We start from the raw sequence: 15,869 nt of genomic DNA on the forward strand, positions 1-15,869 counted from the left end.
ACACTTCCAGGGGTACGGCTCGCAACGCCTACTGAACGGCAGGGCGGTGCTTACTGGTTCAAGAGGTGTAGGTCCCTAGAGCCGCCCCCGCATGCGCGGGGAGCATGCACTTTCATCACGCGGGATGACCCCTCCCGCGGGACCATCCCCGCGTGCGTGGGGAGCACCCTCGGCGACCTGCGGGTTTGTCGGCGAGGGGGGCTTAAATTTATTACTTCTGCTGAGTTGGACATTTCGGGCGGGCTGCCTGTTGAGGAGAAGCTGGTGGTGGGAGACAGGGTAGTGGGGTGGCGGGATTGGGGTGGTTTCCACGGCTTGTGGATTGAGGTGCGGGGCCGTACGAGATCGAAGGAGGAAGGCCTCAGGCCCGGTTCAGGAGGGACCGGGCCTGAGGAGTAGGGGTGTGGGTCAGCCGATGGCGTAGGCGCGGGTGATTGTCTGGGTCAGGTTGGTGCCTGAGGGGTCGGCCACCGTCGCGCGGAGGGAGACGAAACCGGGCGTACGCGGGTTCGGCACCACGGCGGTCCAGTCCGGGCCTGTGCGGATGACCGGGACCTGGCGCCAGTGTGCGCCGTCGTCAACCGACATCTCCAGCCGGATCGAAGATTGGGTCACGGACTGAACCGAATTCCCACCCGAAGACCCGAACGAAGTCCGGCCCGAAGAAGGGTTGTGTTCGAGCCGCAGGGGGAGGCGGGTCAGGCTGCCTGGTTTGGCTCTGTTGGAAGTGTCCAGGGCTGCGGGGCCGTACCGGACAGCGAGTAGGGGCAGTGGTTCCTCTTCAAAAGTGGTCGTCGAGCGGAACGTCCACTTCGACTCGACGGCGGTTGACAGGGTCGAGTACGGCACCCGTCTGTGCATCGACGTGGTCAGGGTGTAGGTGCCCGGGCCGGAGGGGACGGTGGTGCGGAGTTCGCAGGTCTGGGTCTCGTAGACGGTGCAGTCGGTGAGGGTGGCCGTGGCCAGGGTTCTGCCGTCCCTGGTGAGGGTGGCGGTGCCGGTGGCGGCGCCGTCGAAGCCGGTTCGGTTCCGGCCGCCGTCGGCGAACATCCCCGCCCCGGTGAGGAGCAGTTCGTCGCCGGTGCGGCTGCCGTTCGGCACCATGAACGACGGGCCGGTGACGGAGGTGTTCCAGGTTTCGCTGGTCTGTCCGCGTCTGGCGGGTTCGGGGGCGCCGAAGACGACGGAGTCACCAACCTGCAGGCCGCTCTCGTAGACCACCCCGGGGGTCCGGTAGTGCACGAGCGTCCCCGGCAGGGGGATGTCGCCGACCAGCCAACTCAGGGACGACCCCGGATAGCCGTCGGTGGGAAGTCCGGCCATCGGCGTTCCCACGGCTGCGGTCCCCGAGGCTCGGTAGGTCGCGGTGATCTTGGCCAGGTCCCGTTTCCTGGCGGTGTAGATGGGGTTGTCGGGCAGGCCGCCGGTGCGGCGGTCCACCAGGTCGTAGACGTAGGGACTTGGGGTGACGTCCCTGCTCAGCCAGATGGTGCGCAGACTGTAGGTCAGGCCGGGGCGGCGAACCGGGACGAAGTACTGGGAGCCGACGTCGGCTGTTGTGGAGAACCACGAGTTCCACGCGCCGTGGACCAGTTCGAACTCGAAGCCACGCTGCCGTTCTGCGGTCGGGTCGTCAAGGGTGGCCCCGGCGACCTTGCCCTGGCGCGCGTCCACCGTCAGCCGCAGGCCGTCGCCGTCAACCCTGAGCGGGGAGACGGCGATGGTGTAGGTCCCCTTACCGTCGATCCTCTCCGCCGTCTCGGTGAAGAGGTTCCAGTCGCCCCTGGTGAGCCGTACGGTGGCCGTGCCGTTCTGGAACGCCAGACCGATGGTTCTGCCGGTCCTCGCGTCGTAGGCCTCGGCCTGCCAGGGATCGACCGGCTGCCCCTGCCTGCCGACGGCGTTGACGGTGACGTCGTAGGACTCGGGCTCGACGTACGCCCCGGCCAGGGTGCGGACCACGGTGTCACCGGAGGTCGCGGTGACCGTCCCGACGTGCTCCCCGGGAGCCTTGCCGGTCGCGTCGACGGTGAGCGTGACCGACGCCTGTCCTCCCGCGGGCACGTCGAGGTGCCGGGTGCCGAGTTCGAGCACGTCCCCCTCGGCGGTCAGGTCGAGACCGACCGGGGTGTCGCCCGCGTTGGCGTAGGTGATGGTCCCGGTCTTCTCGCGGCCCTCGGACCCCTTCCAGGGGAAGGCGGCCCAGGTGCCCTCCGACTGGGCCGTGACCTGCTGTCTCAGGGCACGGACCAGGTCCACCCGGCCTGTGCCCTGCTGGTACGGCGTGGCGCCGGATGTGGGGCGGGCGCTGCCGGTGAGGGCGGCCTTGAGCCGCTGGCCGGTCCAGTCGGGATGCCGTTGGGCGAGGATGGCTGCGGCCCCGGCCACGTGCGGCGCGGCCATGGAGGTGCCGCTCCTGGCGACGTGGGGGCCATCGGCGGTGCCCTGGGCCGCCGCCGCGACGATGTCCGTTCCCGGTGCGGTGAGGTCCGGTTTGACGGCGTGGTCGCCGGTCCGGGGACCGGTGCTGGAGAAGACCGCCATCTGGTCCCGCCTGTCCACGGCGCCGACCGCGAGGGCGGAGTCGGCGCTGGCGGGGCTGCTCACCGGCAGCATGCTGCCGTCGTTGCCCGCTGAGGCGACGAACAGCGTGCCCGTCTCCGCGGACAGCGTGTTCACCGCCTGCTCGACGGGATCGATCCCGGGCCGGTCGGCGTCGCCCAGGCTCATGGTGACGACCTTGGCCTTGACCTCGCGGGCGGCCCACTCCATGCCCGCGATGAGGGCGGACTCCGAGGCGCCGCCCGCGCCGCCGACCTTCCCGACGGCCAGCCGCGCGCCCGGGGCCACCCCCCGGTACTTCTCCCCGTTGCCCGCGACGATTGAGGCGACATGGGTGCCGTGGCCGACGGTGTCGCGGATGTCGGGGTCCTCGCTGAAGTTGCGTTCCTGGGTCACCACGCCCTTCAGGTCCGGGTGGTCGGGGTCGTAGCCGGAGTCGAGGACGGCGACCGTGACGCCCTCCCCGGTCAGCCCCTGCTTCCATGCCTCGGGGGCGCCGATCTGCGCGGTGCTGCGGTCGAGGCTGAAGGACAGGCGGCCGTCGAGCCAGATCCTGGTCGTGCCCGGCGTCAGGGTACGGCTGCCCGCCAGGTCCTTCCACGCCTGGGCCGCGCCGTCCTTGGGCAGGCGGACAGCGGTCATGCCGAGGCCCCTGAACGTGGAGGCGGGGCCGGTGCTCGTCTGGGTGATGAGCGGGATGTCGCGTCGGTCGGCGTCGCCGTACCGCCATCTGAGCAGTTGGGTGACGTCGAACAGGCGTCGGTCGAGCACGCCCCCGGTGACCAGGGGCTGGGCGTCGGAGGGGATCACGTAGAGGTGGCCGTCGCGCATCTGGCTTGTGAGGACGACCTCCTGACGGCCGGGACCGGGGACGATCCGGTGCCCGTGGCCGGTGACGACGACGCGGTCACCGGTGATCAGGGTCACCCCGGCGGGAACGTCAGGCGGGGCGGGAGGTGTGGGGATCAGGGCCGTCGCCGCGAGGGCGACGGCGAGGAGCGGTCTGCCGAAGATCATGGTTTTCCTCAGGGGTTACCGGGGAAGCCGGTTGGTCCACTCGGTGGTCAGCGAGATGGAGTCCTTGGACCACGTCAGGCTTCCGTCTCCGCCGAGGGGGAAGTTGGTGCGCTTCACCTGGGCGGTCTCGGGGTCGACGACCAACCTGGTCTCCCACCCGTCGGGGTCGGGGATGACCAGTTCCTGGCCGCCCTCGACCGTGCCCGTGTTCCTGACGCCCGGCGTCGTGGCGAGCGCCCGGAACGCCGCGGAGCGGACCTCGGGAGGCGTCGGCAGCTCCGTGATCAGGGAGATCAGGGGGAAGAGCGGCTCGCCCCGCAGCTCGGACCGGCTCATGTCGTTGGGGTTCCCCCTGCGCTTGGCGATCCAGGTCTTCAGCGCCTCGGGGTCGGTCGGCAGCCCCGCGAGGTCCTCGAAGCTCACCTCCGTGCCCTTGAGCATGAGCGGCCTGGGGTCCGGTATGACGGCCTTGGGAGGATCCATCGGCATGCCCCGGGTCCAGCGTCGGCCGTCGCGGCTGATCCAGCTCTCCATCGGGGGCAGGCCCGGGGTCTCATGGCTGGACGAGACGTGCCAGTAGGTCCCGGACCCCTGGGGTGTGCGCTCCGCGCTGACGGCGGCCATGAGCAGGACGTCCCTGCCGGAGAGGTCGGCGGGCGACACGGTGATCACGGCGACGACCGCCGCCGCCGCGGTGGCCAGCGCGACCACGGGCACGAGCCATCCGGTACGGCGTCGCCCGCGGCCCGCCATCCTCGCTTCGAGCCGTCCCCGGCTGCGCAGGAGGACCTCGCGGGACGGTTCGGGCTTGGCGAGCAGGGTGGCGATGGAGTCCAGATCATCCACGGGCTTTCTCCCTGTCGATGGAGGTGAGGATCTTCGCGCGGGCCCGGTTGAGCCGGGAGCCGACGGTGCCGACGGCGATGCCGAGCGCCTGGGCCACCTCGTCGTAGCTGAGCTGCCCCAGCGCGACCAGGAGCAGGACGTCGCGCTCGCCCCCGGGGAGCGCGGCGAGTGCCCTGGCGAGGTACGGCTTCATGCGCTGGGCGGTGACGGAGGTGACGACCCGGCCCTCGTGGCCCTCCACGTCGGGATCCGGTCCCAGCCGGGCCAATGCCCTGTAGTGCCGTTTCTCCTTGCGCCGGTGTCTGGCGATCAGGTTGGTGGCGATGCCGAAGAGCCAGGGCCGCAGGCCCCCGCGTTCCGGGTCGAACCGGTCACGCCGGTCGAAGGCCACCAGGAACGTCTCGGCCGTGATGTCCTCGGCGATCTGCGTGTCGAGCCGCCCGGCCACGTACAGGTAGACGTCCCGGTGGTAGCGGTCGTGGACGACGGTGAACAGGTCGGGGTCCCGCCGGTAGTGGGTGACGAGTTCGGTGTCGTCCACCTCAGCCGCTTCGGTGATCAAGCTCCTGTCTCCGACATGAGCCTGCCTTTCGGTCGATGAGTGCTTTCACCCTCCCTTCGCCGCAGAGCGGGATCATCTTCCCGTGAGCCAGCCGTACGGCCAGGCGTCAGTGTGATGATCGTTGGGCGAGGGCCGCGGTGACCGTGCCGAGGGCGGTGACGACGGCGAGGCCGAGGACCATGGAGCGGGCCGAGACGACCAGGGACGAGCCGCCGAGACTGATCAGGGTGCCCGCCAGGGCCGAGGCGACGGTGTAGGCGATGAGCTGGGTGGTGTTGAGCGCGGCGGCGGCCTTGGCGCCCTCCTGCTCGTCGTCGGTGCTGCGCATCGCGGCGACGCTCAGGTGCGGGTAGGCGACGCCGATCCCGACCCCGGCCAGGATGAGGACGGCCGCCCAGAGGGCGACGAGCGGCCAGGAGGCACCCGTCGTCTGGAGCAGGCCGTACGCGAACAGACCGGCGGGCAGCAGGAACGATCCGCACCGGATGGCCAGGAGCTTGGACCGTTCGGCGGTGATGTTCACGCTGAAGAGCTGGGAGACGACCCAGCCCGCGGAGACGGCGGCGCCGAGGAAGCCCGCGGCGAGCGGGTTGAGGCCGCCGAGCCGCTGGCCGAACAGCGGGATGAAGTTCTCCGTCATGACCCCCGCGCACAGCACCGCGACGGTCAGGTAGATCCACTTCAGGCCGTTGCCCCTGCGGTAGGTCAGCCGGGGGAGCACGGTGGCGCTCCCGCGCCTGTCCACGACGACGAACGCGATGACGAGCACGGCGCCGACGGCCACCCCGCCGAAGGTGCCCCAGCCCTGGGGCAGGGTCGAGGTGACGCTGAACGCGGCGGCGGCCAGGGCCAGCACGACCAGCGAGAGCACGGGCACGGCCTCCCGGCGCGCTCCGGAGTGGGTACGGCCCGGCAGCGCACGGCGGGCGAGCAGCGCCAGGACGAGCGCGACGGCGGCGAGCAGGCCGAAGGCCCACCGCCACGCGCCGAGCTGCGCGAACACGCCGCCGAGGGTGGGGCCGACGAGCGTTCCCACGCCCCACATGGCCGAGACGAGTCCCGCGGCGCGGGCCCAGAGCCGGTCGGGCAGCGCGCCACGGATCACCGCGTACCCGAGCCCGGCGAGCAGGCCGCCGCCGAAGCCCTGCACGACCCTGCCGACGAGCAGGAGTTCCATCGTGGGGCTCAGCGCGTTCAGGGCCGCCCCCACGGCGAAGACGAGGAAGCCCAGGACGTAGGCGCCGCTCGCGCCGAGCATCCCGAGGAAACGGCTGACGAGCATCGAGGCGATCACGGCCGCCATGAGGAATCCGGTCGCGACCCAGGCGTAGTACCGCTCCCCGCCGACCTCCTGGACGATCGAGGGCATCAGGGCCGCGGTGAGGTAGAGGTTCATCGCGTAGAGGGCGACGCCCCCGGCGAGGATGAGCGCGGCGGTCAGGTGCTCACGGCCGAACAGGTCTCCCCAACTGCCCGGGCGGGGACCCTTCTGGGTGGGGGCCGGGTGCGGTTTCCCGGTATCTTCCATGGAGGATGCTGCCATGACCGGTAAGCTAGGACCTCAAGTGGACTTGAGGTAAAGAGGGTATGGAGAAGCTCACACCGACGGACCTCCTCAGCGTGGGGGAGGTGTCCCGCCGCGCGGGTGTCGCCGTCTCGGCGCTGCACTTCTACGAGCAGCAGGGCCTCATCAGCTCGGAGCGTACGGCGGGCAACCAGCGCCGTTACCGCAGGCACGTGCTGCGGCGCATCTCGCTGATCCTGGTCGCCAAGCGCATGGGCATCCCGCTGTCGGAGGTCGCCGTGGTCTTCGAGGGCCTGCCGGAGGACCGGATGCCCTCCAAGCGCGACTGGGAGCGCATCTCGCGCCGCTGGGCGGCCCTGCTCGAAGCCCGACGCCGGGAGATCGAGCAGCTCGAACAGGAGCTCACCGGGTGCATCGGCTGCGGCTGCCTGTCGCTGCGGCGCTGCCGGGTCCTCAACCCGCAGGACAGTCTGGCCGAGCAGGGACCGGGCGCCACGCGGCTGCCTCCCGCCCTCCCAGAGGAGTTTGAGTGACCTTCCTGGGGCATGTGTGACAGATTGACCGTTGGGGTGGAATCCCAGTTCGAAGGATATTTACTGTTAGTAAAGTTTCCTTTATATTTGGATTTCCCCCCAGCGAAGGAATAACGACATGCGCAGAGTGATCTCAGTCGCATCAGCGGCGGTCATCGCGGTCGCCACGGTGGTGTTCACCGCCACCCCCGCGTTGGCGCACGGTTACATCACCTCTCCTCCCAGCAGGCAGGCCCTGTGCGCGCAGGGCAAGGTCTCCAACTGTGGGCAGATCATCTGGGAGCCCGCGAGCGTCGAGGGTCCCAAGGGGCAGCACAACTGCAGCGGCGGTGACGCCCGCTGGTCCCCGCTCGACGACGACAGCAAGGCGTGGCCGGTCACCAGCGTCGGGACCAGCGTCACGTTCAACTGGCGGATCGAAGCCCGTCACTCCACCAGCACGTGGCAGTACTACGTCGGCAACACCCGTGTCGCCGAGTTCAACGACCGCGGCAAGATCCCCGGCGCCACGGTCTCGCACGTGGTCGACCTCAGCGGCTGGTCCGGCCGTCAGAAGATCTACGCCATCTGGAACATCGCCGACACCGCGATGGCCTTCTACAACTGCGTCGACGTCAACATCGGTGGCGGCCCCCAGCCGACTCCGACCCCGACCGTGACGCCGACCGTCACCCCCACCGCCACTCCCACCGTGACCCCGACCGTCACGCCGACCGTCACCCCCACCGTCACGCCCACCCAGGGCCCGGCCTCCCCGTGGGCCGCCGGCACCGTCTACACGTCGGGCGCCCTGGCGACCTACAGCGGCACCACCTACCGCTGCCTCCAGCAGCACACGGCGCTTCCCGGCTGGGAGCCGCCGAACGTCCCGGCCCTCTGGCAGCGCCAGTGATCCGGTGACACCCACGCGTCACTGAGAGCCCGCGTCCCCTCCACCGGGGGCGCGGGCTCTGCTGTTTGTCGGTGGCGGCGGGTAACGTGCCGGGTGTGAGCGACGAGCACCATCCCTACGAGGGCGAGCGCTGGCAGCCCGGCGACCTCGTGCTGGACGCCGAGGGCAGCCTGTTCACCCGCGCCGGTCTCGCCGACCAGGCCGGGGGCAGGCCCTGGGGCTATCCCGACAACCGCACGCGCCGTCTCACCGGTGAGCCCTTCATTCCCGAGGGCATCGCCACCGAGGACTTCCCCGTTCGCCCGCTCACGCTCCTGCTCCGCGACGGCCGCCCCATCCTGCCCGGCGTCCCCGACGACATCTCCGGCATCGACGGCACTGCCGCCCGCGAGGCCGCCTCCACGGCCGGGGTCGGCGGCCTGTTCCTCGCCGCGACGGCCTTCGATCCGGACGGCGCCGGTGACGTCAGGGCCGCCAGGCTCCGCGCCGACCTGCTTGACAGCGTCATCATCGTCGACAACGTCCGTGACCTGCACCGGATGTTCCGTGGCGCCGCGGACGGTCTCCTGGTCGTCCTCGCCGACAACCCCGACGACACCGCCTCCTAGTCTCAACGGCGGTTCCCGCGCAGACGGGCGTGGACGCGCAGGAGGTTGGGGACGAGGGCGTACACCACGACGGGGACCACGACCGCGGTGAGCACCAGGGTGCGCAGCGGCATGGGCAGCGGCGTGAGGACGGGCCCGATCACGACCTGGACCAGCATGATCATCGCGTAGACCGACAGCCAGGTGATCGCGGCGCGGTGGTGCACGGAGGGAACGGGAGACATGGCGGTACCTTTCGGAGCACATTTCCAACTCATGGGTTGGATATTGCCACGACGGACTCCAACTGTCCAGTTGGAGTTTCGGCTATGCTGGCCGCCATGGCCTGGAACACGGAGAGAACGCGGCAGCTCCTGCTGGACGCGGCGGTGCGGGAGTTCGCCGAACACGGCCCCGAGGCGGCCCGGCTCGACCGAGTGGCCGCCGCCGCGGGCGTCAACAAGGAGCGCATCTACCAGTACTTCGGCAACAAGGAGCAACTGTTCGCCGCCGTGCTGACCTCGGCGCTGGAGAAGCTGGCCGAGGCCGTGCCGCTGGACGAGCACCTGGCCGGTGACCTGCCGGAGTACGCCGGACGCGTCTACGACTACCACCGTGAGCACCCGCAGTTCATCCGCCTGCTGCACTGGGAGGGCCTGCACCGCGGGGACGGGCCCGTCGTGGCCGGGGAGCAGCGTGGCGCCCACTACGCCGAGAAGCTCGCCGCCCTCGCCGCCAGCCAGAAGGCGGGCACCCTGACCTCGGACTTCGCCCCCAGGGAGCTGCTCTACGCCGTGATCGCCCTGGCCGGATGGTGGTACGCCACCCCCCAACTCGCTCAGATGATCATGGCGGAGGGCACGGAGACCGCCCGGGACACCCTCGTCCGCCTGGTCGCCAAACTGGCCGGTTAGGGCCCCGGCTCACAGATCAATGGTCAGTACGGCGTGGGCCATCCGATTCCTGACCTCCGCCAGCTCGGCCTCCACGGCGGCGACCTCCCGCTCGGGGAAGTCGACCGAGCCCCGCTCGACGCCCCGTTCCCCGGCCAGCCGTACCCGGAGATGGACGGGCGGGTAGAACGAGGGCTCCGACGGCGCGCGCAGGGCGGAGACCCGTAGCCGCCGCAGCCGCTCGCTCTCGGGCACCGAGGCGACGTGCTCCCGAAGCTCCCGCCACAGCGCGGCGCCGTCCTCGGGGTCGAACCCGGCCGTCCGGCGTTGGAGCAGAGCCGCCATGTCCGCTCCGAGCGTCGAGATCCCTATGAGGGAGAGGGCGGCGGCCGAGGAGGCGACCTTCACGGACAGGTCGTCCGCCCGGTACTCGGCGCGTTGGCTCACCCGCTCCATGGGGCGGTACAGCAGGAGCAGGAGCAGCGCGGCGAGCCGGTGCGGGATGGTCAGCAGCGCACGGTTGCCGGGATCGGTGAACCCGTACCAGCGGTACACGGCCTCATACGCCGAGACGAACCACAGGGAGCGGCGGATGTCACCCCTGACCGCGTGCCCCAGTTCGTGACCGAACAGCGCGACCCGTTCCTGAGGGGCCAACACCTCCCACAGGGGCAGGCTGACGTTGAGGACACCGCGTCGCCGGAACCCGACCCGGTCGAAGGAGGCGTTGAGGTTGGGAACGAACCGAATGATCCCGACGGGCGCCACCCCCAGTTCGGCGGCGATCCGGTCGGCGAGGCCGTACAGGTGGGGAGCCTCGGCACGGCTCGGCGACCACTCGTCCGGCCGCACGCGGCGTGGGCGGGGCAGGGAGAAGAACACGGCGACGAGACCCACCATCCCGACGACCTTGACCGGTAGAGGGCCGATGGCCAGCAGCCAGCCGGAGCCCACGGTCATGGCGGCGAGGGTCAGGTGCGCCATCCCCGCCACGGCCATGGCGACCGGCCATAAACCGTCCCTGCGGCGGTACGGGTTCGTCTCGTTCAGGGCCTCGGCGTAGAGCCGTTCCATGGCGGCCCGCTTCGTGCGCCAGGAGGTGGGGGCGACGGGCGGCTCGGCCTCGGGGTCGACGTTCCAGTCGCACTCGGGACACCAGACGACGAAACGGGGATCGACCGGGATGGACGCCGAGCAGGAGGGGCACCTGCCGTCCATCGGGACGGTCGGCTGGGGGGACATGAGAGAGATCATCCCCCAAACCGGGCTTTCGGTCAGTACATGTTCAACCGCCTCAGCCGATCTCGGCGCGGGTCACGCGGAGGGTGCCCAGAACCGCGGGGAGGGCGATCCACAGCAGGATCGACGTGGCCAGCCGTACGGCGTCGCCGCCCGTCATGGCGCCGGTCGACAGGGGAGCGGTCGTGGCGCCCAGGTCGAACCACTCCGCGAGGAAGCGGCCTACCTCGCCAAGTCTGCCGACGACGTTCCACAGGATCGTGTTGGTCAGGCAGACCACGATCGCGACCGGGGCGTTCAGGGACAGGGCACCGAGGGCGGAGCCCATCGCGGTCAGCAGGACGAGCGTCGCGACCCAGCCGAGCAGGGCGAGCGGGGATACCTCCCAGTCGGCGGGCACGTGCCGTACGGCGGAAACCGCAGCCGTCGTGGGCACCGCGACGAGCAGCGCGCACAGGGCGGCCAGCACGGTCACGGCCAGCGGCGGCAGGAACTTGGCCGCGAGCACCCGCGCGCGGCGGGGTTCGAGCGTGAACGTGGTCAGGGCGGTCCGGTGGCTCCACTCGCCGGTCACCGCCAGGATGGCGAGCACCGGCAGCAGGACGCCGAAGCCGATCCCGGCCGTACCGGTCAGGGTGAACAGCCGGGGCCCTGCGACGAGGCCGCGCCCGACGACGGAGGCGACAGTCAGCACGACCAGGACCGCGGTCAGGATCTTCCCACTACGGGTGTCGAAGAGCTTGCGGGTCTCGACCAGCAGCAGTCTGGAGAAGGGGATGGAGGTCACGCCGCGCTCCGGTCGGTGTCCGAGGTCAGGGCCAGGAAGGTCTCTTCGAGCGAACGGCCCCCGCCGAGCCCGGCGACCGGCCCCTGAGCGAGGACGCGGCCCCGGCCGATCATCACGACGTGGTCGGCGACCTGCTCGACCTCGTGGATCAGGTGCGAGCTGAGCAGCACCGCGCAGCCCGAGTCGGCCAGGTGGCGCAGCAACTCGCGCAGCCACCGGATGCCCTGCGGGTCGAGGCCGTTGGCGGGTTCGTCCAGGACGAGCGTGCCGGGACGGCGGAGGAGCGCGTGGCCGATGCCGAGCCGCTGCCGCATCCCCAGCGAGTAGCCGCCCACCGGGCGCCGCGCCTCCTGCCCCGTCAGCCCGACCAGGTCGAGGACCTCCCCGACCCGCGACCCCGGCAGGCCGAGCGTCGTCGCGCCCAGCGCCAGCACCTCCCGCCCGCTGCGGCCCGGGTGCAGGGCGCCCGCGTCGAGCAGCACCCCGACCCGGGTCCCGGGGTTGCCCAGCGTGTCGTACGGCAGGCCGTACACGGTGGCGGAGCCCGAGGTGGGGCGGGAGAGGCCGACCAGGACGCGCAGGGCCGTGCTCTTGCCCGCGCCGTTCGGCCCGAGGAACCCGGTGACGCTCCCCGGTTCGACAGTGAAGGACACGTCGTCGAGCGCCCGCACCCCCCGGTAGACCTTGCTGACATGACTGAACTCGATCATGTGTCAAGTCCACCGGACCCGGCGCCGCAGGGCATCGGCCCGGGGGCGAGACGGTTGCCGACCCAGGTATCGACCTCGGGCGCCACGGCATAGACCCAGGTCGCTGGGGGTCCGACGGGGACGGTTCCTAGGCTTGGGGGCGTGAACAGACCACTGGACCGGCGAGCCAGCGCGGTGCGCTACGTGTGCGCGGTGCTGCCCATGCTGTTCCACGGCACGATCCTGATCTGGGTGGTCTCGCGGTCACCCGACCGGATCGTCCCCACGGTCGTGGACATCTCGCTCGGGATCGCGGGGCTGGTCCTGATGCGCTGGCGCCGCCGCCTGCCGTGGCAGACCGCGCTGGCCACCGCCCTGCTGACCTCCTTCTCCACCACCGCGACCGGCCCTGCCCAGGTCGCCTACGTCTCCCTGGTCACGCACCGCCGGTGGCGGTGGACGCTGCCGGTCGCGGCCGCGTCCTGGCTGTGCCTGCTGGTCAACTCCGTCCGGTACGGCCTCAGCCAGGCGGCCGTCGTCACCCTGGTCACCGGGACCGCGATCCTGGGCGGTCTGACCCTCTTCGGGCTGTATCTCCGGGGAGTTCGCGACCTGGAGGCCTCCCGGCGGGAGGCGGCGCGGGCGGCGGAGCGCGAACGGCTGCGCCAGATCGAGCAGGCCAAGCTCGCGGAGCAGGCGAAGATCGCCCAGGAGATGCACGACGTCCTGGCCCACCGGATGTCGCTGCTGTCGATGCTGGCCGGGGGCCTGGCCTACCGGAAGGATCTCGGTCCCGAGGAGACCCGCGAGATCGCGCTGGCGATCCAGGAGAACGCCCATCGCTCGCTCAACGAGCTGCGGGCCGTACTCGGCACGCTCAGACGGGACGGCGAGCTTGAGGCGCCGCAGCCGGGGCTTGAGCACGTGGGGGCGCTGTTCGAGGAGGTGCGCGCGGCCGGTCAGCGGGTCGAGGTCGTCGACACCGTCGAGGACCGGGAGTCGCTGCCGACGCAGACGGGCCGTCACGCCTACCGGATCGTCCAGGAGGCACTGACCAACGCGCGCAAGCACGCCCCGGGCAGCCGGGTGGCGGCCGAACTCGACGGCAGGCCGGGGAAGGGGCTGCGCATCCGGGTGAGCAACCCGGTGTCGCACGGGAGGCCCGCGAGCCCCGGTGGCGGGCTCGGGCTGGTCGGCCTCGCGGAGCGGACCCGGATGGCCGGTGGCACGCTGGGCCATGCCGTACGGCAGGGGCACTTCGTGCTCGATGTCCGACTTCCCTGGGAGGCTGACCCGTGATCCGGCTGGTGATCGTGGACGACGACCCGATGGTGCGCACCGGGCTGAGGCTCATCCTCGGCGGCGAACCCGACCTGGAGATCGTCGGCGAGGCCGGGGACGGTCTGCGGGCCATGGCCGTGATCCGCGACCTCGAACCCGACGTCGTGCTGATGGACATCCGGATGCCCGAACAGGACGGGCTGACCACCACCGAGCTGCTGCTGGCCGGGCCGGACGCCCCCAGGATCGTGGTGCTCACCACCTTCGACGCCGACGACATGGTGCTGCGGGCGCTGCGGCTCGGCGCCGTGGGCTTCCTGCTGAAGGACACGCCGCCGCCCCGGATGGTCGAGGCGGTCCGCGCCGTGGCGCGGGGTGAGCCGGTGCTCTCGCCGAGCGTCACCCACCGGGTGATCGCCGCCGCCACCGGCGGGCCGTACGGCGTGCGGGGGGTGCGTGACGCGGAGGCGCGGCGGGAGCTGGACAGGCTGACCGAGCGGGAACGGGAGGTCGCGGTCGAGGTGGCGCGGGGCGGCTCGAACACCGAGATCGCCGAACGCCTCCACATGAGCGTCGCGACGGTCAAGGCGAACGTCACCCGGATCTTCGCCAAACTCGGCGCCGAGAACCGCGTCCAGGTGGCGATGAAGGTCCGCGACGCCGGGCTCCTGGGGCCGTGAGGACGGTTTGCGCTGGAGCGGACTCCAGCACCTAGAGTGCGGGTCCCGTCCCCGTCACCGAAGGAGTACGACCGTGCGCTACCGCGTTCTCGGCGGCACCGGCATCGAGGTGAGCGTCCACTGCCTGGGCACCATGATGTTCGGCGCGGTGGGAAACCCCGACCACGACGAGTGTGTCCGCATGATCCACACCGCCCTCGACCAGGGCGTCAACTTCGTCGACACCGCCGACATGTACTCGGCGGGCGAGTCCGAGGAGATCGTCGGCAAGGCGTTGCAGGGCCGCCGTGACGACGTGGTCCTCGCGACCAAGGTCCACTTCCCGATGGGCGAGGGCCCCAACCGGAGCGGCAACTCCCGGCGCTGGATCATCAGGGAGGTCGAGGAGAGCCTCAGGCGGCTGCGGACCGACTGGATCGACCTCTACCAGGTCCACCGCCCCGACCACACGACCGACGTTGAGGAGACCCTCTCCGTCCTGAGCGATCTCGTACGGCAGGGCAAGATCCGTGCCTTCGGCTGCTCGTCCTTCCCCGCCGAGGAGGTCGTCGAGGCCTATCACGTCGCCGAACGCCGGAGGCTCATGCGCTTCAGGACCGAGCAGCCGCCGTACTCGCTGCTGGCCAGGGGAGCGGAGCGTTCCGTGCTGCCGACCTGCCGCAGGCTGGGCATGGGGGTGCTCACCTGGAGCCCGCTTGCCTGGGGTTTCCTGAGCGGCAAGTATCGCAAGGGCCAGGAGATCGACCTCACCACGGGCCGCGCCGCCCTGGCGCCGGGGCGCTTCGACCCGACGGTGCCGGTGAACGCCGCCAAGCTCGACGTCGTCGAGCAGCTCGTCGAGATCGCCGACGGGCTTGGCCGTACGCTGCCCGAACTGGCCATCGCCTTCCCGGCCGCGCATCCGGCCGTCACCTCGGTGATCATCGGGCCGAGGACGCCCGCCCAGCTCGAATCGGCGCTGAAGGCGGCCTCGCTCGTCCTCGACGACGCGACCCTCGACCGGATCGACGAGATCGTGCCGCCCGGCACCGACGTCTACCACCCGGACGGCGCCTGGCAGCCGCCCGCGCTGACCGAGGTCGCGCTGCGCCGCCGTACGATCGACGACCGCGCCGGAGCCTAGCCGGTTCTGCGGCGGAAGAAGGAACGCCTCCTGCGGAGCGGGGGCTCGGGGGAGGCAGGGGGGTCCTCGACGGGGTGACGCTCACGCCACTCGGTGAGGACTTCCTCGACGTCGAGGGTCGGCTGGAAGACCGGCGGCCCCGACAGGGTTCTGCCGTGGGCGTCGCGGATGCGGCAGTTCAGCTCCTCGATGATCTTCCTGGCCTCGGCCTCGGTGCGCGCCCCGACCGCCGCGGCCCTGGAGTCCTCGGCGTCCTTGCGCAGCGCGAGCGTCCCCGGCAGCGGGAAGGAGAGGTTCTCCTCCCGCATCTTCCGCTTGATCCACCACATCTCGTCGTCGGGCTTGCCCCCGCCCGGGATGGGCTTGCCCGCGCCCGGCAGGTCGTCGAACTCGCCGCGCTCCGTGGCCTCGCGGATCTGCCGGTCGATCCATGTCTCGAAGCTGACGCCGAGGGGTTTGCGCTCCGTCACAGGGCACCTCCGTGTCGCGTTCGGTGTTCTTTTCCGAGGATAACCAGGCAGATGTTCCGCCTCCGTACCGAGGTCAAGATGGGGCTCCAGATGAGAGAAATGGGTTTTTCCGATGTCGACCATGTGGGGCGGGTTACCGGAAAGAGAGTGTTAGGTTGGCGTTGACCGTAATTTGTCGGCGCT

16 protein-coding genes are annotated in these 15,869 nt (G+C 70.8%); 7 read left to right on the forward strand and 9 right to left on the reverse strand.

Going from position 1 to position 15,869, the window contains the following annotated elements; genetic code table 11:
• Positions 1-408: 408 nt before the first annotated feature.
• From FHS44_RS38610 to FHS44_RS38625, 4 genes are all read right to left on the reverse strand, one after another.
• Positions 409-3,579, reverse strand: coding sequence for a S8 family serine peptidase (locus FHS44_RS38610; protein ID WP_184725275.1), 3,171 nt, complete (start codon positions 3,577-3,579; stop codon positions 409-411).
• A gap of 15 nt (positions 3,580-3,594) precedes the next feature.
• A complete protein-coding gene (locus FHS44_RS38615) occupies positions 3,595-4,425 on the reverse strand; it encodes a CU044_5270 family protein (RefSeq protein WP_184725277.1) in 831 nt (276 codons plus the stop codon).
• Positions 4,418-4,987, reverse strand: coding sequence for an RNA polymerase sigma factor (locus FHS44_RS38620; RefSeq protein ID WP_184725279.1), 570 nt, complete (start codon positions 4,985-4,987; stop codon positions 4,418-4,420). The genes FHS44_RS38615 and FHS44_RS38620 overlap by 8 nt, the downstream gene beginning before the upstream one ends.
• Before the next feature lie 106 nt (positions 4,988-5,093).
• On the reverse strand, positions 5,094-6,530 hold the full coding sequence (locus FHS44_RS38625) for an MFS transporter (RefSeq protein WP_246436700.1): 1,437 nt from the start codon (positions 6,528-6,530) through the stop codon (positions 5,094-5,096).
• Between the two features lie 44 nt (positions 6,531-6,574).
• Here FHS44_RS38625 and soxR point away from each other — a divergent pair, with 44 nt between their 5' ends.
• From soxR to FHS44_RS38640, 3 genes are all read left to right on the forward strand, one after another.
• Positions 6,575-7,045, forward strand: coding sequence for a redox-sensitive transcriptional activator SoxR (soxR, locus tag FHS44_RS38630; RefSeq protein WP_184725281.1), 471 nt, complete (start codon positions 6,575-6,577; stop codon positions 7,043-7,045).
• A gap of 118 nt (positions 7,046-7,163) precedes the next feature.
• A complete protein-coding gene (locus FHS44_RS38635) occupies positions 7,164-7,937 on the forward strand; it encodes a lytic polysaccharide monooxygenase (protein WP_184725283.1) in 774 nt (257 codons plus the stop codon).
• Between the two features lie 95 nt (positions 7,938-8,032).
• Positions 8,033-8,545: a hypothetical protein gene (locus FHS44_RS38640; protein ID WP_184725285.1), complete on the forward strand. Its 513-nt coding sequence runs from the start codon at positions 8,033-8,035 to the stop codon at positions 8,543-8,545.
• Between the two features lie 2 nt (positions 8,546-8,547).
• Here FHS44_RS38640 and FHS44_RS38645 read toward each other — a convergent pair whose 3' ends face one another.
• The gene (locus tag FHS44_RS38645) at positions 8,548-8,769 is read right to left on the reverse strand and encodes a putative antibiotic biosynthesis monooxygenase (RefSeq protein WP_221461818.1); all 222 of its coding nucleotides are present in this window, start codon (positions 8,767-8,769) and stop codon (positions 8,548-8,550) included.
• A 96-nt stretch (positions 8,770-8,865) separates the two neighbouring features.
• Between FHS44_RS38645 and FHS44_RS38650 the strand changes: the two genes are divergently transcribed.
• Positions 8,866-9,438 carry a TetR family transcriptional regulator gene (locus FHS44_RS38650; RefSeq protein WP_184725290.1) on the forward strand — a complete coding sequence of 191 codons (573 nt, stop codon included), beginning with the start codon at positions 8,866-8,868 and terminating at the stop codon, positions 9,436-9,438.
• A 9-nt stretch (positions 9,439-9,447) separates the two neighbouring features.
• Here the strand turns inward: FHS44_RS38650 and FHS44_RS38655 are convergent, their stop codons facing one another.
• From FHS44_RS38655 to FHS44_RS38665, 3 genes are read right to left on the reverse strand one after another with little or no spacing between them, the layout of a single operon-like run.
• Positions 9,448-10,659, reverse strand: coding sequence for a M48 family metallopeptidase (locus FHS44_RS38655; RefSeq protein WP_184725292.1), 1,212 nt, complete (start codon positions 10,657-10,659; stop codon positions 9,448-9,450).
• A 52-nt stretch (positions 10,660-10,711) separates the two neighbouring features.
• Positions 10,712-11,443: an ABC transporter permease gene (locus FHS44_RS38660; protein WP_184725293.1), complete on the reverse strand. Its 732-nt coding sequence runs from the start codon at positions 11,441-11,443 to the stop codon at positions 10,712-10,714.
• Entirely contained in the window at positions 11,440-12,153 is a 714-nt protein-coding gene (locus FHS44_RS38665) for an ABC transporter ATP-binding protein (protein WP_184725299.1), read from the reverse strand. The genes FHS44_RS38660 and FHS44_RS38665 overlap by 4 nt, the downstream gene beginning before the upstream one ends.
• A gap of 141 nt (positions 12,154-12,294) precedes the next feature.
• Between FHS44_RS38665 and FHS44_RS42150 the strand changes: the two genes are divergently transcribed.
• The 3 genes from FHS44_RS42150 (at position 12,295) to FHS44_RS38680 (ending at position 15,216) form a co-directional block, all read left to right on the forward strand.
• Complete coding sequence (locus FHS44_RS42150; protein WP_184725301.1) at positions 12,295-13,431, forward strand: sensor histidine kinase; 1,137 nt, start codon at positions 12,295-12,297, stop codon at positions 13,429-13,431.
• Entirely contained in the window at positions 13,428-14,093 is a 666-nt protein-coding gene (locus tag FHS44_RS38675; protein ID WP_184725302.1) for a response regulator, read from the forward strand. Before FHS44_RS42150 ends, FHS44_RS38675 begins: the two co-directional genes overlap by 4 nt.
• 73 nt (positions 14,094-14,166) lie before the next feature.
• Complete coding sequence (locus FHS44_RS38680) at positions 14,167-15,216, forward strand: aldo/keto reductase (RefSeq protein ID WP_184725303.1); 1,050 nt, start codon at positions 14,167-14,169, stop codon at positions 15,214-15,216.
• Here the strand turns inward: FHS44_RS38680 and FHS44_RS38685 are convergent.
• Positions 15,213-15,686: a DnaJ family domain-containing protein gene (locus FHS44_RS38685; RefSeq protein WP_184725304.1), complete on the reverse strand. Its 474-nt coding sequence runs from the start codon at positions 15,684-15,686 to the stop codon at positions 15,213-15,215. The genes FHS44_RS38680 and FHS44_RS38685 overlap by 4 nt on opposite strands.
• Positions 15,687-15,869: the final 183 nt, after the last annotated feature.

Origin of the sequence: Streptosporangium saharense (assembly GCF_014203715.1) — a bacterium.
Lineage (GTDB): Bacteria > Actinomycetota > Actinomycetes > Streptosporangiales > Streptosporangiaceae > Streptosporangium > Streptosporangium saharense.

What these genes read in the sequence shown, in the direction of transcription:
- FHS44_RS38610 (WP_184725275.1), bottom strand. Translation starts at nt 3,579, where the DNA reads ATGATCTTCGGCAGACCGCTCCTCGCCGTCGCCCTCGCGGCGACGGCC.
- FHS44_RS38655 (WP_184725292.1), bottom strand. Translation starts at nt 10,659, where the DNA reads ATGTCCCCCCAGCCGACCGTCCCGATGGACGGCAGGTGCCCCTCCTGC.
- FHS44_RS38650 (WP_184725290.1), top strand. Translation starts at nt 8,866, where the DNA reads ATGGCCTGGAACACGGAGAGAACGCGGCAGCTCCTGCTGGACGCGGCG.
- FHS44_RS38625 (WP_246436700.1), bottom strand. Translation starts at nt 6,530, where the DNA reads ATGGCAGCATCCTCCATGGAAGATACCGGGAAACCGCACCCGGCCCCC.
- FHS44_RS38635 (WP_184725283.1), top strand. Translation starts at nt 7,164, where the DNA reads ATGCGCAGAGTGATCTCAGTCGCATCAGCGGCGGTCATCGCGGTCGCC.
- soxR (WP_184725281.1), top strand. Translation starts at nt 6,575, where the DNA reads ATGGAGAAGCTCACACCGACGGACCTCCTCAGCGTGGGGGAGGTGTCC.
- FHS44_RS38665 (WP_184725299.1), bottom strand. Translation starts at nt 12,153, where the DNA reads ATGATCGAGTTCAGTCATGTCAGCAAGGTCTACCGGGGGGTGCGGGCG.
- FHS44_RS38645 (WP_221461818.1), bottom strand. Translation starts at nt 8,769, where the DNA reads ATGTCTCCCGTTCCCTCCGTGCACCACCGCGCCGCGATCACCTGGCTG.